We start from the raw sequence: 24151 nt of genomic DNA on the forward strand, positions 1-24151 counted from the left end.
TAAAAATATTATAAGCATAGATTCATAAGCTATAGTCAATTAAACGCTTTATTCACCTGTGGCAGGCTTGTCAGGTACCGGGTTTGTAGAGGTGATTTTTATTCTTAACTGGTATCATGCTCGCTACATTTTGCTGCATTTGAAGGATCAACAATGCCACTTGACCAAGCAGCTGCCTTTTTGCCACGTGCAATCGATCAAGCCAGTAATCCCGTATTGGTCACCGATGCTGATCTAACCTATCCTGGCCCCAAAATTCTTTATATTAACCAGGCTTTCACTCAAATGACGGGCTATACCTGGGCTGACTTGCAGGGAAAAAGCCCCAGAATTCTTCAGGGCGAACTAACCAATCAAAAAGAGCTGAAACGCTTACGTCAGTGCCTGGAGGAAGGGAAGGAGTTCAAGGGGGCTAACGTCAACTATCGAAAAGATGGGTTACCCTATCTGGTGGAATGGAATATTGCAGCCGTGCGAGATGCAACCGGGCAGGTTACTCATTATATTTCCATGCAGCGTAATGTGAGCAAGCGCCGGGAAGAAGAACATTTTAGCCGCACACTGCTGAATAATATTGGTGAAGGGGTCTTTGGGGTGGATTCTGAAGGCCGGTTTACATTTATCAACCCGGCGGGGCTGAGGATGCTGGGTTACTCAAAAAACGAAGACCTCATAGGACAAAACAGTCACCAACTAACTCACCATTCCTACCCGGATGGCAGCCCCTACCCAGAAAAAGATTGCCCGATTTATCAGGCCATCAATGCAGGCAAGCCCCTCAAAGACTGGGATGAGGACTGGTTTTGGCGTCCAGATGGAAGCGGCTTTCCGGTAGAAATTTATGCGACTCCCTTGTGGCAAGAATTAGGGCTGGTGTTTGGTGGTGTGGTTACTTTCAGGGACATCTCAGAGCGTAAGCACCTGGAGTATGAACTACAACAAATGGCCTTTCATGACCAGTTGACTCATCTCTACAACCGCCGGGCCTTTTATGATCTGTTAGAGAAAGAGGTGGCCCGCTCGCAACGTTATCAAACCCAGTTTTCTTTATTGATGTTTGACCTGGATCACTTCAAGCAAATCAATGATACCTATGGGCATGATCTCGGAGACCAGGTTTTAGTAAGAATTGCTGAACTGACCAGTCAGCGAATGCGTGAGAATGATGCCATTTGCCGCTGGGGAGGCGAAGAGTTCATGGCCTTGTTACCAGAAACCAACTTATCGTGTGCACAAGCCCTGGCTGAGCAATTGCGAAAAACAATTGCAGATGAAGTCTTTCCTGAGGTTGGGAAGGTAACAGCGAGCATAGGTGTGGTGGAGTACCAAACCAATGAAAGCCTTGATGAACTGACGTGCCGAGTGGATGCACTGCTTTACCAAGCCAAGACTGCAGGCAGGAACCGGGTCTGCGCCGACGCTATATAAGCTTACGCAGACTGGCCGCAACGTTGCGGCTTCACTGCACTCAAGGCATAGAAAAATGGATTCTGTTTCTTCCCGTCTTTTTGGCACGATACATGGCTGTGTCAGCAACCTTGTATAGCTCGGCGGCCTCTGCATCATCACCCCGCACGATACCAACCCCAATGCTAAGAGTGGGAGGTTCTGGTAAAGACTCAGGCAAAACTATGTCCTTGATTTCATCTTGCAGTCGATGCATGAGGCCTTCTGCTTCTCCTTTACCCGACCCCAGGGGCAATAGGATTGCAAACTCATCTCCACCCATTCGTGCCAGTAGATCACCGCCTCTGATGTGCTTATTAACAACAGAAACGATTTCTCTTAATAGGTAGTCACCCACATCATGGCCATAGTTGTCGTTGATGGGCTTGAACTTGTCAATGTCAAAAAGAATCAGGGTCACAGATTGGCCAGAAAGCCGAGCAAGTTTGACGATATTATTGATGGCCTCATCAAATGCCCTACGGTTGGCTGCACCGGTAAGCGGATCACTTTCTGTCATATTAATCAGTGAGTCCCGCTCCTCCATATCGCTAGTAATATCCATTACAAACCCTTCAATCTCGGAGGCGTCCTTTTCATCATGCTCCCTTACTTTCCTGTTTAGCCGGGCGGTCATGGATATCCAGATTGTTTCCCCCGATCTTCTGACAAAAAGGATTTTTCTGTTACGTACCTCACCCTGCTCAAGCAATTCCTCCAAAAAGCTGTCCCTGTCTTTTTTGTCGTAATAGAACTGATCCACTGAAGAAATTTCTTTAAGCGCCTCGTTTTGCGTATAACCCATTAAGGATGCAGCATACGGGTTGATGTAAAGCAGCTCACCATCCCAACTGGTGCGAAAGAAGCCAACGGGAGTCTGTTCTACTAGAAATCGAAAGGTGCGCTCCTGGGCCAACTTTTTTTCTTCCGCCTTGCGAGCCTCGGCGATCACCTGGTTGAATTGGCTATTTAGAAAAGAGAACTCGTCTTTTCCGGGAAAAATTTGCCGGGGGGTAACAGAGCCTTTCTGGACTTCACGAAAATAATTGGCCAAATGGTGGACTCGAGAGGCAGCCCGACCTACGAGTAACGATATTATGATCACCCCGGCAAGCAGGAGCAGTGCTGAAGTAATAAAAATGGGCCTGCGTAGCTGAGAAAAGGATTCCGCTATAGCGGTGCGCGGAACCACTATGCTGACTTGCCATCCATTTGAAAGAGGTGGGCTTGATCCCACAAAAAGGGTTTCATTAACCTCAGGTAATTTTCCGGTTTCGACGCATTCCTCATCTGTTCCAATAAACGGCACTCCCTTTTCATTGACCAAAAAAACAGAGCTTCCTGGCGGAAGCTGCATTTCTTCAAGAATCCTGGTAAGCCCTTCAAATTTCATATCGGTCGACAGCACACCGATTTTTTCCTCGCCACGATAGAGGGGCGTAACGGTGCTGACCACCATTTCCTCGGTTATCGCTTCCTTGTAGGGGGAAGTCCATGCCACGCTTTTATCAATCTGCATCCCCGCTGTATACCAAGGCCTGTTTCGAGGATCATAACCCGGAGGAAGCTCACCCTCAGGATAGTATTCAATCGTTCCATCCCGGAGGCCATAATAGATAAAGAAATAACCTTCTAGCACTTGGTTACTGACTTTCCACTCCTGAAAAAGATCGTCAAATGCAACCTCATCCCTGATTCGTTGGTTTAAGGTATCGCTGCTTGCAAGCGCAATGACCACATTTTCTCTTGGAGCAACCCAAAGTTTTTCGATTGAGCTAGCCGTTGTGGTGACAAGTTGCTGCATTTTATTTTCCTGTTCTTTAACAGCAACGCCACGTGCAGCCTCAAAACCAATCAGCACTAGAACAAACATGAATAAGCCGCCCAAGGCAGGAAGCAGTATCATCAACAGGAGGGGAAAGGATAATTTAAAGACTCTTAACAACATGGGCACAGCCTTATTCTTTTTATTTGGCTAAGCTGAGGGTGCCTATAGCAACCGACACCTACTAATTTAGCAAGGATGCCAGCGACAGCACTACAGGGCGAGATAAAATATATTGTTTCTACCTTTTTTCTGTTTTCTTTTTGATCTTTATCAATTCTTTGGTGAGCAGGATTTCTCAGTGTGCCAAAGAGTACTCCGCTGCAGCCAAACCTAATCCTGGTAAGCCTGATCAGAACGGTCCGTTTGTGAGCGGCCTGTCTGACGAGGTTGCAAGCCATATTCCAGCCATTGCCGTACTGTGTCCCTGTCTTTCCGGCGGCTCAGCTGTTCCGTATGGATGTTTTGCGGATAAATAGCTGTGGTTTGATCATGTTGCAGATAAAAGCGCCGCCGCACCCCGACAGGATGCTTCGTTGGCCCATGAATCACTGCAGCCCGAACCTCTATCTCTTTAACATCCTGCAAGAAGTGATCAGCAGAACTGTTTTCACTTTTTCTGCCCAGAATCAGATTTTGAAAAGAACCCAGAACCAGGTAGCCACCGGCCTGCAAGGGCCCTTGTCGAAGGATGCGCTGCAAATTCTGGTCGTCAGGGTTAACCCGTGCATATTCAGTAATCGTGAAAACCTGTGAACCACCCTTTTCAAGCCAGATTTCCACCTGCACACACTGAATATGAACAGCTTCCTCACTCATGTTCACCAACAGGCACAAGGAATCAATGTTTTCATGCTGAGCATGATGGATTACCAGATAGGGGCGACTGCTGCGTTTGTATTGCTGAAAGAAAAGCTGAAAGTAGGTAACCCAGACCAATGCCATCACGGCACTACTGATAGCTGTCACATAATCCATAATTAACTCACTGTTATTTCAAACCAGACAAACGATACCCATAGAGGCTAGGGTGCGACCTATAATAATGAGGATGTACAGTTCCAACCAGCTAGGTAAAGAACCCTGTTCCTTGAATCCGGTGATGACCATGCAATCAACAACTACCCTTGACCCTACATCACCCTATCTGAGGGATCTACTCTGGCTGTTGGAAGCACCGGATCTGATCACCAGTCCCTTTGCAGGAAAGCCGGATCTGGAATTTCTGGGTTGGAATCCAGATGAAATATCTGGCTGGCTGAGTGCTCTGGAAAATAAGCGGACTCATCTGGAAACCCGGCTGGCCGTTTCAGGGCGTCTACGTTTGGGTGTTTATCACGAAGCCTTGTGGCAGTTGTTGCTGGAAGAAGCACCGGCTATTCAATTGCTGGGGCATCACCTGCCAATTCGGGAAAATAAAAGAACCCTGGGTGAGCTGGACTTTCTCTACAGACATCAACCCACCCACAGGATTTATCATCTGGAAGTTGCCATCAAGTACTATCTGGGCCTGCCTGAAGGACCGGGACAAAGCCAGGATTTATGCCGCTGGATTGGCCCGGCGGGCCTGGACAGCCTGGCGGTCAAGGTGGCTCACACTGAGCAAAAGCAGCTACCCCTCAGTGACCAGCCTCTGGCCAGGCAGCAACTGGAACCCCTGATTCAAAATGGCCCAGCCGCTAGCCTGGAAACTGAGATTCATAAACAACTGGCGCTGCCCGGTGTGCTTTTTTATCCCTGGCATGCCCCCATGCCGGCACCCCAGAGGGCCAGTAAAAAGCATCTGCGCGGTTGGTGGCTGCACTTCCCTGACTGGCCGGATTTTCTGGCTTCATTTAACGAAGAAGTCCACGGAAAGCTGCTGGGCAAACCGCATTGGCTAGCCTCTCCCCGGCAGGAAGAACTTCTGGAACCCACAGAGCTGGAAAAAATCCTTCAAACCCATTTCAAGGAACGTGGCTGGCCTTTGCAGCTGGCCCTTTTCTCACCCAGCCGGGGCTGGCAGCGAGTCTTTCTGGTCAAGGCTCAATGGCAAAGCACAACCGCATTTCGATTGCGATGGCCGAAAGGTTGCTGCTAAGCTCGACAGGCCATCCTGCAAGGAGCAACCTGATTTCAATGTTGACTGTTTTTCTTTTCTATATCGCCAATCTGTTGTTTTGCCTGGCTTACATGGTTCGTGACATGGCCTGGCTGCGCACCATAACCATTCTGGCCGCCATCAGCACTCTGCCTTACTTTTACTTTCAGGCTTCTCCCCTCTACTCGGCGATGGGGTGGCAGATTGCTTTTATTGCTATCAATGCTTTCAACCTCACGGTGCTGATTCTGCATCGCCGCCCGGTTAAACTGAATGATCAGGAAAAGTGGTTGCACAGCACCACACTGCGTCTGCTCAAACCGCGTAAAATGCTGCGCTTGCTGAAGCAGGCCAAAACCCATGAAGTTGCTGCTGGCGAACCCCTGGTTCACCAGGGCCAGGAACTCAATGCACTGCTCCTGTTGCTTTCCGGTAAAGCCAGCGTGCAGATGGAGGGTCAAGCACGCGCCACCCTGCTGCCGGGCGATTTTGTCGGCGAGATGAGCTTCATCAGTGGCAAGGTGGCCAGCGCCGATGTTGTGGCTGAAGAAGCCGCTTGCTACCTTGAGTGGACTGCCCCAACCCTTGAACGCCTCTATGCCCGCGACTCAGAGATCAAGGATGCCCTACAGGGTGCCATCGGCATGGATATGGCCGACAAACTGGCACGCTGACCGTCAAAATCCAGAAAACGTCTAGTCAGGCCTTTTCACTGCAAAAAAGTCTTTGAGTCCCGCATAGTTAGTACCACCCAGCCGTGCCAAAGGGTTTATTTCATTGGCATCAATCACATAGCGCCCTTTTTCCACATCCTGGGTGATGGCCTCATCTTTGACGTAGAGCTGCAAAAGCTCAGCATAGATAATCGCCTGTTTGGCAGGCCCCAGATAATGCACTTCATAAAAGCGGGCATGAAAGGCCACCGGGGCTGAAGCCAGGCGCGGCAGAGGGCAGCCGGGAAAGTCGACCAGTTGCGGGTGATTCAGCTGCAGCAATTCCGAGTCACCGTAATCCAGGGTAGCGGCACTGGCTGTGACATCCTCGGCCTGCTCGACGCCCGGCAGGTGGATGACAAAATCCTGACCTTCAATAATATTCTCCCGGGTATCCTTGGGCTTTTCTGCTGATTTGCGGCCTATCGACAGCATCACCAAAGGCGGATCAGAACACAAGGCATTGAAAAAGGAGAAGGGAGCCAGATTATAGGTAGCTTCCTGGCCTTCGGGCTGCTGATTGGCCGTCAACACCCAGGCAATCGGGCGCGGAATAATGCTCTGGGTCATCAAATGGTAGCGGGTATTGGCGGTCAATGGCTGTAGATCTATTTCCATACAAGTCTCCTCAAATAAATTTTGTTATCCTAAGCCTCCTTTAGCCCAATCAGCAAGAGCCGCCCATGAAGTCACCCGCTCCGGATACAACCCCCTACCGCCCTCAGCTTAGCCAGGCCAGAGCGCCTCTGACTTTAACCACGCAAGTCATGAATGAGCAGGGTGAGTGGCAGGAAAAGGCTCTGGCTTGTGAGCGACCCTTGACGCTTTATCTGGACAAGCGCGAGCTGGTCACTCTGATGACCCTGGGGGAAGACCCTGAGGCATTGGTGTTGGGCTATTTACGCAATCAGGGCCTGGTTGAAAAGCTGGAGGATGTTCTGGCCATTCAGGTCGACTGGGAGGTGGAAGCTGCTGCCATACGCACGGCACGAACCGTGGAAAACCTCGAAGAACTCCTCTCACAGCGCACCGTAACCACCGGCTGCGGCCAGGGCACGGTATTCGGCAATCAAATGGCTCGCCTGGAAAACACCCGACTGCCCGACTGGCTGCTCAGGCAATCCCAGATCTACACACTGCTCAACGCCCTTAATGAATACAATGCCACCTATCGCAATGCCGGAGCCGTGCATGGCTGTGCCGTTGCCACAGCCCAGGGCGAAGTGCTGGCCTTTTGTGAGGATATTGGCCGTCATAATGCCGTGGATACTCTGGCCGGTCGCTTATGGCTGGAAGGACTGAACCCTGAAGAAGCCATTTTTTACACCACCGGCCGCCTGACTTCGGAGATGGTGATCAAGACTGCACAAATGGGCATCAGTGTGCTGCTCTCACGTTCAGGAGCCACGCAAATGGGGCTGGAAATTGCCAAGCGTCTCAATATCCTGATGCTGGCCCGGGCCAAGGGCAAACATTTTCAGGTTTTCAGCGGGCATGCACGTCTGGAACTGGATGCGCGTCCTCCACTGCGTGCGGGAGACCGGCCATGACGGATTCCAGCCCTTACATGACAGTAAAGTCAGTGGCTGCTTACCTGCACCTGAATGAAAAAAAAGTGTATCAGCTTGCCAGTGATGGTCATCTGCCCGCCACCAAGGTCACCGGCAAGTGGCTGTTTCCCCGCAAACTGATTGATCAGTGGTTACTGGAGTCCAGCCATCATGGTGTACTCAGTGACCGCCTCTTGATTTCCGGCAGTGATGATCCGCTGTTGCAGGCTGGACTGCTGCGCATGATGCAGGAACAGCAATATCAGGCTCTTTACAGTTATATGCCCACGGGAACCCAGGCTGGCCTGTCGTTGCTTTCCCAGGGGCTGGTGGATTGCTGCACCCTGCACTGGGGCAAAGCCGATGAAAGCCAGTTGCGCCATCCCGCTCTGGTGCGCCAGTATGCCGGGGCCAGACACTGGGTGCTGGTGCATCTTTTCAAACGCCAGCAGGGCCTGATGTTGGGTAAAGACCTGCAAGGGTTAGCACCGGTTGAACTACTGAAATATCGCTGGGTGGTGCGTCAGGAAGGAGCTGGCTCCCAGCGCTTTTTAAAAGACTGGCTGGGTCAGCAGGGTGCTCGTCTGGAAGGTCTGCAGAAAACCGCCAGTGCTTTGACGGAAAGAGAAACCGCATCGGCGGTGGCTCAGGGTCAGGCGGACATTGGACCCGGCACCCAGGCTGCAGCAACTGAGGCAGGGCTGGGTTTTCTTCCCGTTTATGAAGAGGCTTTTGAATTGGTGGTGCCCAGGCCGGTCTATTTTCGAACCCTTTTGCAGCAGTTGTTTGAGTGGCTACAGAGCGAGGCCGGTCATAAAAAGGCGGAAGAACTGGAAGGCTACCAGCTGAACCAGTGTGGAAAACTGGTGTGGAATGGAGAGCAGCACAAAAATTAGCCGCAGAGTTTTCAGCGTGCGTCCAGAGCCTCCTGCATTTGTGCAAAGCGTTCAGGGATCTCATAGGTCAAATAGGTGGTAGTGTCCGGCCAACTGCGATGCACCATGATCCGTAACCCGCCCTGCTGCCATTCAAATTCCACAGGGCCTTCAGCACGCCTTCCCAACACCCTTTGCCAGGGGCCTAACTGCTCCTGAACCTGTTCGGCAATTTCCCGTACCTGTTCAGTGTCTTCATGGGAACGAAAGGTGATTTCAGCGATGGCAAACAGCTGCTCTTCAGGTAGGTAGCCCACCACCATTTCTGTGGAACCGGGCCACCAGTCGGAAGGATCATAAAGATCATAGGGGTAGGCATCCACTTCACGGACTACGGTCACATCGCTATCGCGAATGGCTGTACGTAGCTCCGATCTGTTGGCATCCTGAAGAACCAGACCAAAAAGCTCCACACCGTCTTCTTCCGGTTCGGCTGCTTGTTCTTCGGCTGGTTCGGCTGCTTGCGTTGACTCAGTCAGTGTCACCTGATGCATCCAGGCCAGACGCCCTTCAGTGAGTTCCACTTGCAGCCATGCTCCCTCTCTGGCCACCACTGTCACTCTTTGCCCCTGGGGAATCTGCTCAACCAACTCGCCCTGTGGAGCTGCCCGCACATTGGCCATGGGAACTGCAACTCTCCAGACACCGGATACCTGAGCATGACTCAATAAAGAAAATGAGGCCATGACCACCATCAGGGTCATGACCAGAAATTGACGACTGACCTGTCTTGAAATTCCATTCATTTATCCTGTCCACCTGCTATATTCGAATGCTTAAGGATAACCATAGCGGCCTACTTACCGCAAATCCTTCAAGCAGATTATTATACTAGTATTGTAATGGCTTCTTAGGAACAGCAGGTATCCAGAAAAAAGGCCCAACATCAAGCCGGGCCATCTTTTGTTGTTTCCAGGCGTTAAGGGATCAGTCCCAGCTCAGAGCACCACCCACCTGGTATTCGGTAACCCGTGTTTCAAAGAAATTCTTTTCTTTACGAAGATCAATAATTTCCGACATCCAGGGAAAAGGATTACTCGCGCCGGGGAATTGTTCTTTCAGGCCGATCTGTGCCAGACGGCGGTTACAGATGAAGTGCAGGTACTCTTCCATGATGGCTGCATTCATGCCCAGCACACCACGTGGCATGGTATCACGGGCATAGGCAATTTCCAGCTGGGTGCCTTCCAGGATCATTTGAATGATTTCATCCTGGAATTCGGCGGTCCACAAATGAGGGTTTTCGATCTTGATCTGGTTGATCATGTCGATACCAAAATTCAGGTGCATGGATTCATCGCGCAGGATGTACTGGAACTGCTCGGCCACACCCGTCATCTTGTTGCGACGACCCATGGACAGGATCTGGCTGAAGCCGCAATAAAAGAAGATGCCTTCAGTCACCACATAAAAGGCAATCATGTTGCGCAGCAATTCCTGGTCGGTTTCCGGTGTACCGGTCTGGAAATCAGGACGGGCAATCGCCTGGGTATGCTTGAGGCTCCAGGCGGATTTGGCCGCAACCGAGGCCACTTCCCGGTACATGTTGAAAACTTCGCCTTCATCCATGCCCAGGGATTCCACACAATACTGATAGGAATGGGTGTGAATGGCTTCTTCAAAGGCCTGACGCAGCAGATACTGGCGGCATTCAGGGTTGGTGATCAGGCGGTAAAGTGCCAGCACCAGGTTGTTGGCGACCAGCGAATCCGCCGTGGAGAAATAGCCCAGCGAGCGCATCACGATCAGACGCTCGTCTTCGGTCAGGCCGGTCTGGCTTTTCCACAAGGCAATGTCCGCATTCATGTTCACTTCCTGCGGCATCCAGTGGTTGGCCGTACCATCCAGGTATTTCTGCCAGGCCCAGTCATACTTGAAGGGCACCAGCTGATTCAAATCAGCACGACAGTTGATCATGCGCTTGTCATCCACGGCAATGCGCTGCGCGCCCATTTCCAGTTCTTCCAGACCGGCAGCCACATCCAGGTTTTTCAAGGCTTCGGCGGCACGCGCATGAGCATCACCCTGGGGCTTGGGCTGATATTGACGCTGGTTGCTGACGGGCTCCTGTGGCTCAGCTGCAGGCTGTGGTTGTGGTGCCGGTGCAGCCTGAGGCTTCTGCTCGGCTACGCTGGTATCTTCTTCGTACTCATCCCAACTCAACATGATTTCTACCTCGTCTTAATCTGACTGAATTCTTTACTGGCAGGCTTCGCAGCCCAGATCATCAATATCGCCACCGCGGGGAGCAGCCTGGCCGCTACGCCCTTCCAGAAAATCATCAATACCCCGTGGCTCAGGTTGCGGTGCAGGAGCCGAGGTCGGCGTGGCATTGGAAACGGCATTCAAATTGCCACGATCCACCGTGGATTTTTCCACACTCGTGGCCCCCAGGGCACGCAGGTAATAGGTGGTTTTCAAACCGCGATACCAGGCCATGCGATAGGTGATATCCAGCTTTTTACCCGAAACCCCCTTGATATAAAGATTCAGGGACTGAGCCTGGTCAATCCACTTCTGACGACGCGATGCGGCATCCACCAGCCACTTGGGCTCCACTTCAAAAGCAGTGGCATAACGCTGACGGATCTCTTCCGGTATGCGCTCAATGGGTTGCAAGGAGCCATCGTAATATTTCAGGTCGTTGACCATGACCTCATCCCACATATTTAATTCTTTGAGGTCTTTAACCATGTAAGGGTTCACTACGGTGAACTCACCGGACAGATTGGATTTCACGTAAAGGTTCTGATACGTCGGCTCAATCGACTGGGAAACACCACAGATATTGGAAATGGTGGCTGTCGGTGCAATCGCCATGACATTGGAGTTGCGCATGCCCTGTTTTTTGACCTTCTCGCGCAGGCTGTTCCAGTCCTGGGTGCTGGAAGTGTCCACTTCGATGTATTTTTCACCGCGTTCCTGACGCAGTTTCTCGATGGAATCCAGTGGCAGAATGCCCTGGCTCCACAAGGAACCTTCATAGGTCTCATAACGACCGCGTTCTGCTGCCAGATCGGAAGAGGCTTCAATGGCAAAATAACTGACCAGTTCCATGGAGCGGTCGGCAAATTCCACACCTGCATCCGATGAATAAGCAATGCCCTGCTTGTAGAGGGAATCCTGGAAGCCCATGATGCCCAGACCGACAGGACGGTGCTTCATGTTGGAGTTGCGTGCCTGGGGAACCGCGTAGTAGTTGATATCGATGACGTTATCCAGCATCCGTACCGCCACCTTGACGCTGCGCTTGAGCTTGTCGACATCCAGCTTGCCATCGTCGGTGATGTGCTGCACCAGATTGATGGAACCCAGGTTACAGACGGCAATTTCATCCGCGCTGGTGTTCAGGGTAATCTCGGTGCAGAGGTTGGACGAATGCACCACGCCCACATGCTGTTGGGGTGAACGCAGGTTACAAGGATCCTTGAAGGTGATCCAGGGATGGCCGGTTTCAAACAGCATGGACAGCATTTTGCGCCACAGATCCGCCGCCCTCACCTTTTTGTACAGCTGGATTTCACCGGTTTCGGTTTTGGCTTCATAGGCCTCATAGGCTTCCTTGAACGCCTGACCATAGAGGTCATGGAGATCCGGCACATCATTGGGCGAGAAGAGCGTCCAGTCCTGATCCTCAAAAACCCGTTGCATGAACAGATCCGGCACCCAGTTGGCCGAGTTCATATCATGGGTGCGGCGACGGTCATCACCGGTGTTTTTGCGCAGCTCCAGAAATTCTTCGATATCCAGGTGCCAGGTTTCCAGGTAGGCACAAACTGCACCCTTGCGCTTGCCGCCCTGATTCACAGCCACTGCGGTATCGTTCACCACCTTCAGGAAGGGCACAACACCCTGGCTCTTGCCGTTGGTGCCCTTGATGCGCGAACCCATGGCACGGATGGGCGTCCAGTCATTACCCAGACCCCCGGCCCACTTGGAGAGCATGGCATTGTCATGAATGGCGTTGTAGATGGCATCCAGATCATCCGGCACGGTGGTCAGATAACAACTGGACAGCTGGCTGCGCACCGTACCCGAATTGAACAGGGTCGGTGTGGAGGACATATAGTCAAAGGAGGACAGAAGCTTATAGAACTCAATGGCGCGGGCTTCACGGTCGTCTTCATTCAGGGCCAGACCCATGGCGACACGCATGAACATCACTTGCGGCAATTCATAGCGGACATCTTCATGATGCAGGAAATAGCGGTCGTAGAGAGTCTGCAGACCCAGGTAGGTAAACTGATTGTCGGCCTGGGGATTCAGAGCCGCACCCAGGCGCTCCAGATCAAACTCGGCCAGGCGCGGATCCAGCTGGTCAAACTCGATACCTTTTTCCACATAGGCCTTGAAGGCACGCGGATAGAAGTCCGTCATTTCCTGCTGGGTGGCTTCTTCGGCCACACCCAGAAAGGAGAGAGCTTCACGACGCAGGTTGTCCAGCAGCAGGCGTGCCGTGACATAGGTGTAATCCGGCTCTTTTTCAACCAGGGTGCGGGCGGTCATCATCAGGGCAGTGGAAACCCCATCCACAGGCACCCCGTTGTAGAGATTCTTGATGGAATTTTCAACGATCTTTTTGGCGTCCACTCTTTCCAGGCCGCTGCAGGCTTCCTGAACCAGTGTCTCTATACGACCGATATCCAGAGGCCGAAACTGACCGTCCAGATGCTCAACAGTGATGGTGGGATGGGGTTTGGCAATGCCCTGTTGCTGAGCCGCACGCAGGCGCGCATGTTCTTCGCGGTAAAGTACGTAGGCGCGGGCCACCTTTTGTTCGCCCGAGCGCATCAGCGCCAGCTCGACCTGATCCTGGATGTCCTCGATATGCAGGGTGCCACCTTCAGGCATGCGGCGCATGAAGGTCTCCATGATCTGCTGGGTCAGTTTTTCCACCAGATCCCGCATACGACTGGAGGCATCGGCACTGTCACCTTCAACGGCAATATAAGCCTTGCGCATGGCCACAGAAATCTTGCCTGCATCAAAAGCGGCCAATTCACCATTGCGCTTGATAACTCGCAGCTTACCCGGTGCGGTTTTCTGTAATTCCTTGTCAGTAGCAGCATTACCGGCTGCCGCAGCTTGATAATCGCTTGTAATCGTGCTCATCTTGCGTCGGTCTCTCTGGGTGGAAAACCCCATATATAGGGCCTGGAATAATTAGAGACACAAGATAGTGTTGTTTGAGCCCTTCTGCAAGTGGGTATCCTGTGGACAAATTGTGTAGCTTTTTTTACCGCCCGCCTTTTGCTTTCAAGACCCGAAGAACTTTAGCTTTTTTGCTCTGATGAAATTTTTGTATTAACTTTTGTAATAACCATTGAGTAAAAACATCGTCTCCAGGCTGGAGCTTCTTCCCTTTTGCGTTCGGGGTCTTTCAACCCACGCTGATTAGGGTATGATACAAAACAAGAACGCCATCCTGGGAATTACAAGTGAGAGATCAAACAGTGGACGCAAATCTATCTCCCCGCATTCTAATCGTCGAAGATGATGCTCGACTGGCATCTTTAACCAAGGAGTACCTGGAGGGCAACGGCTTTCAGATCAGTGTGGAAAGCGATGGTTCCAGTGCTGCCGAAAGAATTGCCAACGAACAGCCTGATCTGGTGATTCTGGACGTCATGCTGCCCGGTGAGGACGGCCTGAGCATCTGCCGCAAGGTCAAGATGAACAATGAAGTGCCGATCCTGATGCTGACGGCGCGCACCGATGACATGGATCAGGTTCTGGGCCTGGAAATGGGTGCCGATGATTATGTCGCCAAGCCGGTTCGCCCCCGGGTTCTTCTTGCCCGTATTCGTGCACTTCTGCGCCGAGCCGAAACCCAGCCCCAGGGCCTGCAGGAAAGCAATGAACCGGAAGCTTCACGCATTGAGTTCGGTGATCTGGTGATCGACAGCGCCATGCGCGAAGCCTGGCTTCAGGGTGAAAGCATTGACCTGACCAGTGCCGAATTTGATCTGCTCTGGCTGCTCGCTTCCAATGCCGGTCGCGTCCTGACCCGTGAAGAAATCTTCACCGCCCTGCGCGGTATTGAGTATGACGGCCAGGATCGCTCGATTGATGTCCGCGTTTCCCGGATTCGTCCCAAAGTCGGCGATGATCCCATGCATCCACGTCGTATCAAGACTGTGCGCAGCAAGGGTTATCTGTTCGTCAAGGAAGTCTAAACCTTGCGCCTGCTTTACAAACGCCTGGACAATATTTTTTTCCGGGTTTATCTGGGCGTTTTTACGGCATTAATCGTTATTCTGCTACTGGGCTCCCTGCTGATCAATTTTGCCAATCAGGTGCGGCAGGAAGCTCATCATGAGCAATTACTGCAGGGCCTGTTTGCCAGCCTGGCTGCAGACTATCAGCAATCACAGCTGGAGCCTTCTGACTGGCTGAAGAAAACCCAGGCAGGGCTGGATCTGAATCTTACCTTTTCCCCTTTCGAAGCGGATGCCTTTTCCAAGCGTCAGTTAAAGCGACTGGATGAAAAGCGCCCCCTGATTGAAACCACAGACACTCCCGGGCAGTTGCAGGTCTTCTACCCGACCCATCAGCAGGGGTTGCTTTTCCAGGCCACCCTGCAACGCCTGCACGAACAACAGGCCCAGGCCTCAGCCCAGCTAGTGGGCAGCCAACTTCAAAGCGTCCCCCAGGGTGAACGCAGCGCCCGGCTGGAACAGCTGAGCAACGGCTTTGCTTACCCTTTGCACTTGACCTCTGACTTGCCGGAAGGACTCAACCCCCTGCGCCAGGAACGCCTTGCTCGGGGTGAACCCATTCTGCTTTACCAGGAACAACCCTCCAGCCTGACCAGTTACGTTGCCCTGGGTGGCAACCAGTGGCTCAAGCTGGGGCCCGTGGATTTATTCAACCCCTACCCTTTACCTCTGCTGGGCGGCATCCTCTTGACCTCCCTGCTGGTTCTGGGGGTCAGTATCTGGTGGTTCCTGCATGGCCTGGGCAATCGCCTGCGCTCTCTGGAAAGAGTGTCCAGCCAGTTGGCCGCAGGCAACCTCAAAGCCAGGGTGACCGAGCAGAAAAAAGACTTTATCGGCAAACTGGCTTCGGCCTTCAATCATATGGCCGAGCAGATTCAGCGCCTGCTGCGCACCCAGCAGGAAATGATTCATGCCGTCTCGCATGAACTGCGTACACCGGTCGCCCGCATCCGCTTTGGCTTACAGATGATTGAAGACCTGAGTGAAGACCAGGCTCCGCACCAACAGCTGGTTCGCCAGGTGCAGGGCATCGACAAGGACATAGATGAACTGGATACCCTGATTGATGAAATCCTGACCTATGCCCGCCTGGGTCAGGAAAAACTGCAATTGCAGTTTGTGGAACAGGAAGTTATCGGGCTGCTTGATGATGTGGTGAGTGGCTTTCAAAGAGTCAACCCGAACATGGAACTGGAGCTTAAGGTAAACAATCCAGGCAACTTCAGCACCGAAGCCGATCTTGAAGGCCGCTACTTTCAGCGTGCCATCCAGAACCTGGTGGGCAATGCCGTGCGCTATGCCAGAAGCAACATTCTGATCACCTGCCATCTGGAAGCCGATAATTTGCGCGTCGATGTTGAAGATGATGGCCCGGGTATTCCCGAAGAAGACTGGCAGCGCGTCTTCATGCCCTTTTCACGCCTGGATGACAGTCGCACCCGCAGCTCAGGCGGGTATGGTCTGGGGCTGTCCATAGTGCAACGCATCATCTACTGGCACCGTGGCAGTGCATTGGTTGATCGCAGCCCCAGTTTAAAGGGTGCACGCTTCTGCCTGATCTTCCCCAAACAACAGGCCGATGACCTGCCACCTCTTGACCTGCCTCCCCAGTAACACTTTCGCACCAGACTGAAGCGTACCGGTCGCACTAAGCACCGATATAGTGCAATATGGATTATGGCTGCACCGTGATGAAGCCTGCTTTAGCCGCCCCTTCACAAAAAACCACTGATTAACCAAGTTGGTGCGACTTTTGCATTGTTTTCACCTAACCAGCATTCATCCAATTTGAGAAAAGCATGAACCCGGCTCCGGAACTGCCCCGTCATCTGCTCGAAAACCTGACTACTGCCGTCCTGCTTCTGGAGCAGGATCTTAAGCTTGTATACATGAATCCAGCTGCTGAAATGCTTCTGGCCGCCAGCCTGACCCGCTTTCGCGACCACCCCATAGCGCTGCTTTTTCAGGAGCCGGATTCCGGCCTGGACACCCTGACCCAGGCTGCCGATTCCGGCCATCCCTACACCAAACGTGAAGCCCAGTTGCAACTGCATAACGGCGATAATATTACCGTGGATTACACCATTTCCCCGATTGCCGAACACAGCAGCACCCAGCTGATCATGGAGGTTTTCCCCCGCGATCGACAACTGCGAATCTCCCGTGAAGAAGAGCTGGTCAACAAACAGGAAACCGTACGTGCGCTGGTCCGGGGGATGGCGCACGAAATCAAGAATCCACTGGGGGGTATTCGCGGCGCTGCCCAGCTACTGGAAAGAACACTTCCCGACCAGGATCTGAAAGATTACACCCAGGTTATCATCAAGGAAGCAGATCGCCTGCGTAACCTGGTGGATCGTATGCTGGGGCCGCGTCACCTTCCCACGCTGGAACTCGTCAACATTCATGAGGTTCTGGAAAGGGTGCACACCCTGGCCCAGGCGGAGTTTGGTGACCAGATCAAGTTGATTCGGGATTACGACCCCAGCCTGCCGGAATTCATGGGCGACAAGGAACAGCTGATTCAGGCGGTTCTCAATATCGTGCGTAACTCCATGCAGGCTCTGATTGAATCCGGCCAGTCCAATGGCCGCATCCAGTTGCAAAGTCGTGCCAAACGCCAGTTCACCCTGGGGGCTGAACGTCACCGCCTGGTCTGTCAGGTCAAGATTATCGACAATGGTCCCGGCGTTCCCGAAGGCATGCTGGAAAATATTTTCTACCCCATGGTCAGCGGACGGGCTGAAGGCACGGGACTGGGTCTGACCATTGCCCAGGCGGCCCTGCAAAAACACCAGGGGCTGATTGAGTGCAAAAGTCGTCCGGGGCAAACCGAGTTTGTTTTACTGATTCCCCTGGATACCAGTACTTCCAATGAAGAAGCATCTGAAACAGGAGCCACTCCATGAGCGCAAGCAAAGGCCAAGTCTGGGTCATCGATGATGATCGTTCCATTCGCTGGGTACTGGAAAAGGCTCTCGAGCAGGCCAACACCCAGGTCACCACCTTTGAACGGGCTGATGCCGCTCTCAGGCAACTGGTGCGTCAGGCTCCCGATGTTCTGATTACCGATATTCGCATGCCCGGAATGGATGGCCTGGACTTATTGAAGCAGGTGGGCGAGCTTTACCCTGGTTTACCGGTCATCATCATGACCGCCCATTCTGACCTGGAGAGTGCCGTTGCCTCCTATCAGGGGGGAGCCTTCGAATATCTTCCCAAGCCTTTTGATGTCGATGAAGCCGTTTCTCTGGTGCACCGCGCCCTGACCCATGCCGAAGAGCAAAAAGCCAAATCCGAAGAAAGCACCAGTCACACGTCCCAGACCCAGAAAACACCGGAAATCATCGGTGAAGCCCCGGCCATGCAGGAAGTTTTCCGTGCCATAGGCCGTCTTTCCCATTCCACCATCACCGTATTGATCAATGGCGAGTCAGGCACTGGCAAGGAGTTGGTGGCTCAGGCCCTGCATCAGCACAGCCCCCGATCCCACCACCCCTTTATTGCCCTCAACATGGCCGCCATTCCCAAGGATCTGATTGAATCCGAACTTTTCGGTCATGAAAAAGGGGCCTTCACGGGTGCGACCGCGCAAAGGCAGGGGCGCTTTGAGCAGGCCAATGGCGGCACCCTGTTTCTGGATGAAATCGGCGATATGCCCGCAGAAACCCAGACGCGTCTGCTGCGAGTGCTGGCCGATGGTGAGTTCTACCGGGTGGGTGGACATACCGCCGTCAAGGTGGACGTCCGGATTATTGCCGCCACCCACCAGGATCTGGAGAAACTGGTGGATGCAGGCGGGTTCCGTGAAGACCTGTTTCACCGCTTGAATGTCATCCGGGTGCATCTGCCTTCCCTGAAAGATCGCCGTGAAGACATTCCCCGTTTGGCCGAACACTTTCTGGCCGAAGCCGCCCAGGAACTCAACGCAGAAACCAAAGTCCTCAAACAGGAAACCCTGGACTATATCTGCCGCCTGGAGTGGCCCGGTAACGTTCGCCAGCTGCAAAACACCTGCCGCTGGCTGACGGTCATGGCCTCAGGCCGTGAGGTTCTGGTGGAAGACCTGCCCCCCGAGCTTCTCAGCAAAACCCCCAGCCGCATTGCCAACGACTGGGAGGCTTCACTCAAATACTGGGCAGAACAGGCCCTGATGCGGGGGGAAAGCAACCTCCTGGAAAAAGCCGTCCCGGCCTTTGAAAGCATCATGATTCATGCTGCCCTCAAACATACCGGAGGCCGCAAAAGGGACGCCGCCGAATTGCTCGGTTGGGGGCGCAACACCCTGACCCGCAAACTCAAGGAGCTGGGCATCAAAAGCGGTGCAGATGAAGAGGAAGACTGAGGTGCTATAATATGAGGTCAACAGGAGGCCTCATGCCCGACATCGCACTCTATCAACCTGAAATCCCGCCCAACACCGGCAACATCATCCGTCTGGCCGCCAATACGGGTTTCAGGCTGCATCTGATTGAACCCCTGGGTTTTATTCTGGACGACAAACGCCTGAGGCGGGCCGGACTGGATTACCACGAATGGGCCAGTATCACCCTGCACACCAGCATGGAAGATTTGCTCGCCAGCGTAGAACCCGGACGCATCCTTGCCCTGACCACCAAAGGCAGTCAACCCTACCATCAGGTGGAATACCACGAGGATGACCTGCTGCTGTTTGGCCCGGAAACGCGTGGTCTGCCGGATGACCTGCTGGCAACCCTGCCCCCCGAACAGAAAATCCGCATTCCCATGTTGCCGGGCAGTCGTAGCCTCAATCTTTCCAATGCCGGTGCCCTGATCGTCTACGAAGCCTGGCGACAACTGGGATTCAAAGGAGCCCAACTGGAAGCCAACCCCCTGTAAGGAGGTTAAATCATGCCTTTAAAACTCAACGCCGATGCCGGGGAAAGCTACGGCCCCTGGGTCATGGGCCAGGACGAAACCCTGATGCCCTATATTGATATGGCCAACCTGGCTTGTGGCTTTCATGCCTCCGACCCGGACACCCTGCGCAAATCCGTGCGCCTGGCCACACAGCACCGGGTTTTGATTGGCGCCCACCCCAGTTATCAGGATCGGGTCGGTTTTGGCCGTCGCAGTCTGGAATGCACCCCGGAGGAAATTGAAAACCTGCTGCTTTACCAGTTAGGTGCTCTGAGTGCTTTTTGTGCGGCGGAAGACACCGAGTTGAGCTATGTCAAACCCCATGGCGCGCTCTATCACGACATGATGCGCCACCCCCACGTTTTTGCGGCCATCCTCAAGGCGGTTCAGCGTTTTGATTCCCGCTTGCCTCTGGTCATCCTGGCCACAGCTGATTCGGCCGTTTATCAGGCACAGGCCGATGAATACGGTATCCAGTTGTTGCGGGAAGCTTTTGCCGATCGCGCTTATCAGGAGGATGGTTTTCTGGCCCCCCGCAGCCAGACTCACAGTGTTTATAGCGATCCGGGGCAGATTCTGGCGCAGGCGCATTGTTTTGCCCAGGGGCAGCCCATTCAAACCCTTCAGGGCCAGCCCCTGAATCTGCAAGCCGATCTTTTATGTGTGCACGGCGACAACCCGGAATCCCTGGCCACGGTCAAAGCCATCCGCGAGCTTCTGGACAGCCTGGGAGAAGAGGCTTGAGTTTTATACCACGCCTGGAAAACGCTGGTATGGATGCCTGGCTGGTGCGGCTTTTTGAACACATCGATGAAGCCAATATTGACTGGATACAGGCTCTGGCCCGTCAATGTGAAAAAAGCTTTGCAGGTCAGCTGATTGACCTGGTGCCGTCTTACACCACACTGCTGGTTCATTATGACTGCCTGCAGCTTGATGCTGACCAGGCCCGCGAAAAACTCTGGGCACTTCTTGGGCAGTTGCAGCTGGATGCCAGCCCCACCCAACAACAACTTCATGAACTGCCCATCTGGTACGACCCCCAGGTTGGCCCTGATCTGCCGCGACTGGAACAACTCACCGGGCTGGACTGGCAACAACTGGTTGCGCTGCATACGCAATCCAGCTATCGGGTTTTTGCCCTGGGTTTTGCACCGGGGTTTGCCTTTATGGGCAGGCTGCCGGAAAGGCTGCAACAGCCCCGCCTGACCACACCTCGCCAGCAGGTGCCCGCCAACAGCCTGGGCATTGCCGAGCAACAAACCGCCATTTACCCCAATGCCTCGCCCGGTGGCTGGAACCTGATCGGTCGCGGCTGCACCCAGCTTTTTGATCCTCAGCGCCAGCCACCCAGTCTTCTTCAGGTCGGTGATGCAGTGCGTTTTCAGCCAGTCAGCAAAGCTGAATTTCTGCGCCTGGGCGGAAATACCGAAGAGATTCCCTTATGAGTGTTTCCCAAAAAATGCCCGTTCTGGAAGTGCTCCAGGCAGGCCCCTGGGCCAGCCTTCAGGATGCCGGACGTTTTGGTGTGCGCCCACTGGGTATCACTCAGGGTGGCCCGGCCGATCTTCATGCCTGGGCCTGGGCCAATCGTTTGCTGGGCAATCCCTGGAACACGGCCAGCGTGGAAATTCTTCTGGGTGGCCTGCAACTGGAGTTCACGGGCAAAGCCTGGGCCTGCATTACCGGGGCCGATCTGGGGGCCACCCTGGATGGGGAACCACTGCAACTCTGGCAACCTTTTCAACTGCACAGAGGTCAACGTTTGGCATTTGCAACGCCTCGACAGGGCATTCGTGCTTATCTGGCCGTGGCCGGAGGTTTTCCGGGACTCAAACCGGTGCTGGGCAGTCTGGCCTGTGTGGTGCGGGAACGCCTGGGTGGACATCAGGGGCAAGGTCAGCTGTTACAGGTTGGCGATCAACTGCCGCTGCCAGGGTCAGCTTCTTCACCCCCGGCCAGGCGCCAGCATCTGGTTGTTCCTGATTACAAGCAAACGCCCGATCTGGCTTTAATTCCCGGAGCACAAATCCGCCATTTTAGTGGTCGAAGTCTATTCCAGGCTTTCAATACCCCCTGGCAGGTGGATCAACGGGCTGATCGTATGGGGGTGCGCCTGACCGGGCCACGCCTGGAATGCCAGCAACCCAAATTGATCTCCGAAGGCATTGCTCTGGGCGGCGTGCAAGTACCCGCTGACGGCCAGCCTTTTGTCCTGCTGAATGACCGCCAGACCATCGGTGGCTACCCACGTCTGGGCACCCTGACTCCGCTGGCCTGCTCACGTCTGGCCCAGTGCGCACCCGGCAGCAAAGTGCTTTTTCGCGCCCAGGGTCTGGATCAGGCACAAAGAGAATACCGATCTTTTCTGCAGAACTGTTAAAATTCACCCTTTGCAATCATCAGGCAGACCCATGAAGGCTATTCTTTCCCGACTCAATGACCGCCAGCTGGAGGCCGTAACCCAGGTCACCAGCCCTTTGCTGGTTCTGGCTGGGGCCGGTTCCGGCAAGACCAGCGTGATCACCAGCAAGATTGCCTATCTGATTCGGGACAGAGGCATGGCAGCCAGAAATATCTGTGCGGTGACCTTCACCAACAAGGCCGCCCGGGAAATGCGTGAACGTGTGGGCAAGATGCTCAGTCGCGAAGAAGCCAAGGGACTGACGGTTTCCACCTTCCATTCTCTGGGTCTGGATATCATCCGCAAGGAAGTCAAACACCTGGGCTACAAGAGTGGTTTTTCCCTGTTTGACACCGAGGACACCCGTGCCCTGATTCGTGATCTGATGCACAAGGACGCTCAGGTAGATGCCGACATCATCAACCAGGTTCTGCATCTGATTTCCAACTGGAAAAATGATCTGGTGGAGCCCGCTGTTGCCCTGTCTCTGGCCGAAGATGAATCCCAACAGCTGGCCGCCCAGGTTTATGAAAGCTACAACCGCCACCTCAAAGCCTATAATGCCGTGGATTTTGATGACCTGATTCGCCTGCCGGTGCTGCTCTTTCAGCAGCATCCCGAAGTTCTGGAAAAGTGGCAACACAAGCTGCACTACCTGCTGGTGGATGAGTATCAGGACACCAACATCAGTCAGTATCGCCTGGTCAAACACCTGACCCATTTGCGCAAAACCTTCACGGTGGTGGGCGACGATGACCAATCCATTTATGCCTGGCGCGGTGCCCGGCCGGAAAACCTCAACCAGTTGAGTGATGACTTCGCCAACCTGAAAATCATCAAGCTGGAACAGAATTATCGCTCCACCGGGCGCATCCTCAAGGTCGCCAACCAGTTGATTGCCAACAATCCCCATTTGCACGAAAAAAACCTCTGGAGCCAACTGGGTTTTGGTGATCCCATCAAGGTGATTGAGTGTGCCAGCGAGGATGCCGAAGCTGAGCGCATTGCCGGTGAGATTATGACCCGCAAGCTCAAGGAAAACCGTCACTGGAAGGATTTTGCGGTTCTCTATCGAGGCAATTTTCAAGCACGCATTCTGGAAATCAAGCTTCAGGCCCTGCAGATTCCCTATAAAATCAGCGGCGGCACCAGTTTTTTTGCCCGCAATGAAATCAAGGACATCATGGCCTACCTGCGTCTGCTGATAAATCCTGCGGACGACAATGCTTTTTTGCGCATCATCAATATTCCCCGCCGGGAAATTGGCCCGGCCATTCTGGAAAAACTCGCCATCTATGCCAAGGATCGCGAGGTCAGTCTTTTTGCGGCCTGCCATGAACTGGGACTGGAGCAATACCTGAATGAACGCCAGGTCGAGCGCCTGCGCCGCTTCACCCACTGGCTGGATGACATTATTCAACGCTGTGAAAGAGACGATGCCATCGCCGCCATTGGAGAAATGATCCGCGACATGGATTACGAAGCCTGGCTGCATCAGAATGCCAGCTCACCCACCGTTGCGGAAAGGCGTTATGCCAATATCTGGACCCTGATCGACTCCCTGGCGGAAACCCTCAAGCGCATGCAGGCCGACAACCCCGAAGCCAGCATCAAGGAGGCCATTGCCCGCCTGGTGCTGCGGGATCTGCTGGAGCAACAGGAGGAAGAGGATGACTCCGACAAGGTTCAGCTACTGACTCTGCACGCCTCCAAAGGGCTGGAATTTCCCCAGGTCTTTTTGATGGGCATGGAAGAAGAGCTGCTTCCGCATCGCAACTCCATCGAAGCCGACACCCTGGAGGAAGAGCGGCGTTTGGCCTATGTGGGCATCACCCGCGCCCAGCAACACCTGACTCTAACCCTGGCCCGCCAGCGCAAAACCTACGGGGAGATGCTCAACTGCACACCCAGCCGTTTTCTGGACGAACTGCCCGCCGAAGATCTGGAATGGAAAGGACGCAAAGGGGAACAAAAAGAATCCCCGGAGGAAAAAAGGCAACGTAACCAGAGTCGGGCCAGTGCCCTGCGGGAGTTGTTAAAAAGTTAAAAGCCTGACAGCAAAAAACCCTGGCTGGAAGTTCCGGCCAGGGCTTTTCATA

The 24151-nt window shown here is 53.6% G+C and carries 20 protein-coding genes; 14 read left to right on the forward strand and 6 right to left on the reverse strand.

What is annotated here, in order from left to right; genetic code table 11:
- The first annotated feature begins 153 nt into the window (after positions 1–153).
- Complete coding sequence (locus LG323_RS08610; protein WP_404414909.1) at positions 154–1428, forward strand: diguanylate cyclase; 1275 nt, start codon at positions 154–156, stop codon at positions 1426–1428.
- A gap of 40 nt (positions 1429–1468) precedes the next feature.
- Here the strand turns inward: LG323_RS08610 and LG323_RS08615 are convergent, their stop codons facing one another.
- Entirely contained in the window at positions 1469–3394 is a 1926-nt protein-coding gene (locus LG323_RS08615) for a diguanylate cyclase (RefSeq protein WP_404414912.1), read from the reverse strand.
- Positions 3395–3604: 210 nt separating this feature from the next.
- Positions 3605–4249 carry a hypothetical protein gene (locus LG323_RS08620; protein WP_404414915.1) on the reverse strand — a complete coding sequence of 215 codons (645 nt, stop codon included), beginning with the start codon at positions 4247–4249 and terminating at the stop codon, positions 3605–3607.
- A gap of 130 nt (positions 4250–4379) precedes the next feature.
- Between LG323_RS08620 and LG323_RS08625 the strand changes: the two genes are divergently transcribed.
- A complete protein-coding gene (locus tag LG323_RS08625) occupies positions 4380–5351 on the forward strand; it encodes a DUF1853 family protein (RefSeq protein WP_404414917.1) in 972 nt (323 codons plus the stop codon).
- Positions 5352–5389: 38 nt separating this feature from the next.
- Complete coding sequence (locus LG323_RS08630) at positions 5390–6025, forward strand: Crp/Fnr family transcriptional regulator (protein ID WP_404414920.1); 636 nt, start codon at positions 5390–5392, stop codon at positions 6023–6025.
- Positions 6026–6046: 21 nt separating this feature from the next.
- Here the strand turns inward: LG323_RS08630 and LG323_RS08635 are convergent, their stop codons facing one another.
- A complete protein-coding gene (locus tag LG323_RS08635) occupies positions 6047–6682 on the reverse strand; it encodes a flavin reductase family protein (protein ID WP_404414923.1) in 636 nt (211 codons plus the stop codon).
- 65 nt (positions 6683–6747) lie between these two features.
- Here LG323_RS08635 and fdhD point away from each other — a divergent pair, with 65 nt between their 5' ends.
- Entirely contained in the window at positions 6748–7614 is an 867-nt protein-coding gene (gene fdhD, locus LG323_RS08640; RefSeq protein ID WP_404414926.1) for a formate dehydrogenase accessory sulfurtransferase FdhD, read from the forward strand.
- Positions 7611–8510 carry a substrate-binding domain-containing protein gene (locus LG323_RS08645; RefSeq protein ID WP_404414929.1) on the forward strand — a complete coding sequence of 300 codons (900 nt, stop codon included), beginning with the start codon at positions 7611–7613 and terminating at the stop codon, positions 8508–8510. The genes fdhD and LG323_RS08645 overlap by 4 nt, the downstream gene beginning before the upstream one ends.
- An 11-nt stretch (positions 8511–8521) precedes the next feature.
- Here LG323_RS08645 and LG323_RS08650 read toward each other — a convergent pair whose 3' ends face one another.
- From LG323_RS08650 to LG323_RS08660, 3 genes are all read right to left on the reverse strand, one after another.
- Positions 8522–9295, reverse strand: coding sequence for an SH3 domain-containing protein (locus LG323_RS08650; protein WP_404414931.1), 774 nt, complete (start codon positions 9293–9295; stop codon positions 8522–8524).
- Positions 9296–9476: 181 nt separating this feature from the next.
- On the reverse strand, positions 9477–10715 hold the full coding sequence (locus tag LG323_RS08655) for a ribonucleotide-diphosphate reductase subunit beta (protein ID WP_404414934.1): 1239 nt from the start codon (positions 10713–10715) through the stop codon (positions 9477–9479).
- A gap of 33 nt (positions 10716–10748) precedes the next feature.
- Positions 10749–13661, reverse strand: a complete 2913-nt coding sequence (locus LG323_RS08660; protein ID WP_404414936.1) for a ribonucleoside-diphosphate reductase subunit alpha — start codon at positions 13659–13661, stop codon at positions 10749–10751.
- A 341-nt stretch (positions 13662–14002) separates the two neighbouring features.
- Between LG323_RS08660 and LG323_RS08665 the strand changes: the two genes are divergently transcribed.
- The 9 genes from LG323_RS08665 (at position 14003) to rep (ending at position 24099) form a co-directional block, all read left to right on the forward strand.
- On the forward strand, positions 14003–14725 hold the full coding sequence (locus LG323_RS08665; protein ID WP_310696846.1) for a response regulator: 723 nt from the start codon (positions 14003–14005) through the stop codon (positions 14723–14725).
- A gap of 3 nt (positions 14726–14728) precedes the next feature.
- The gene (locus LG323_RS08670) at positions 14729–16381 is read left to right on the forward strand and encodes an ATP-binding protein (protein ID WP_404414939.1); all 1653 of its coding nucleotides are present in this window, start codon (positions 14729–14731) and stop codon (positions 16379–16381) included.
- A gap of 185 nt (positions 16382–16566) precedes the next feature.
- On the forward strand, positions 16567–17676 hold the full coding sequence (gene glnL / locus LG323_RS08675) for a nitrogen regulation protein NR(II) (RefSeq protein WP_404414941.1): 1110 nt from the start codon (positions 16567–16569) through the stop codon (positions 17674–17676).
- On the forward strand, positions 17673–19112 hold the full coding sequence (gene ntrC, locus LG323_RS08680) for a nitrogen regulation protein NR(I) (protein WP_310696843.1): 1440 nt from the start codon (positions 17673–17675) through the stop codon (positions 19110–19112). The genes glnL and ntrC overlap by 4 nt, the downstream gene beginning before the upstream one ends.
- Before the next feature lie 32 nt (positions 19113–19144).
- Positions 19145–19627, forward strand: coding sequence for a tRNA (uridine(34)/cytosine(34)/5-carboxymethylaminomethyluridine(34)-2'-O)-methyltransferase TrmL (gene trmL, locus LG323_RS08685; protein ID WP_404414944.1), 483 nt, complete (start codon positions 19145–19147; stop codon positions 19625–19627).
- A 12-nt stretch (positions 19628–19639) separates the two neighbouring features.
- The gene (locus LG323_RS08690) at positions 19640–20392 is read left to right on the forward strand and encodes a 5-oxoprolinase subunit PxpA (RefSeq protein WP_404414946.1); all 753 of its coding nucleotides are present in this window, start codon (positions 19640–19642) and stop codon (positions 20390–20392) included.
- A complete protein-coding gene (gene pxpB, locus LG323_RS08695; RefSeq protein ID WP_404414949.1) occupies positions 20389–21096 on the forward strand; it encodes a 5-oxoprolinase subunit PxpB in 708 nt (235 codons plus the stop codon). The genes LG323_RS08690 and pxpB overlap by 4 nt, the downstream gene beginning before the upstream one ends.
- Positions 21093–22031: a biotin-dependent carboxyltransferase family protein gene (locus LG323_RS08700; protein WP_404414952.1), complete on the forward strand. Its 939-nt coding sequence runs from the start codon at positions 21093–21095 to the stop codon at positions 22029–22031. The genes pxpB and LG323_RS08700 overlap by 4 nt, the downstream gene beginning before the upstream one ends.
- 31 nt (positions 22032–22062) lie before the next feature.
- A complete protein-coding gene (gene rep, locus LG323_RS08705; protein ID WP_404414955.1) occupies positions 22063–24099 on the forward strand; it encodes a DNA helicase Rep in 2037 nt (678 codons plus the stop codon).
- The last annotated feature ends 52 nt before the right edge of the window (positions 24100–24151 follow it).

The sequence above is a fragment of the Marinospirillum sp. genome, from assembly GCF_044810985.1.
Classification (GTDB): Bacteria; Pseudomonadota; Gammaproteobacteria; order Pseudomonadales; family Halomonadaceae; genus Marinospirillum.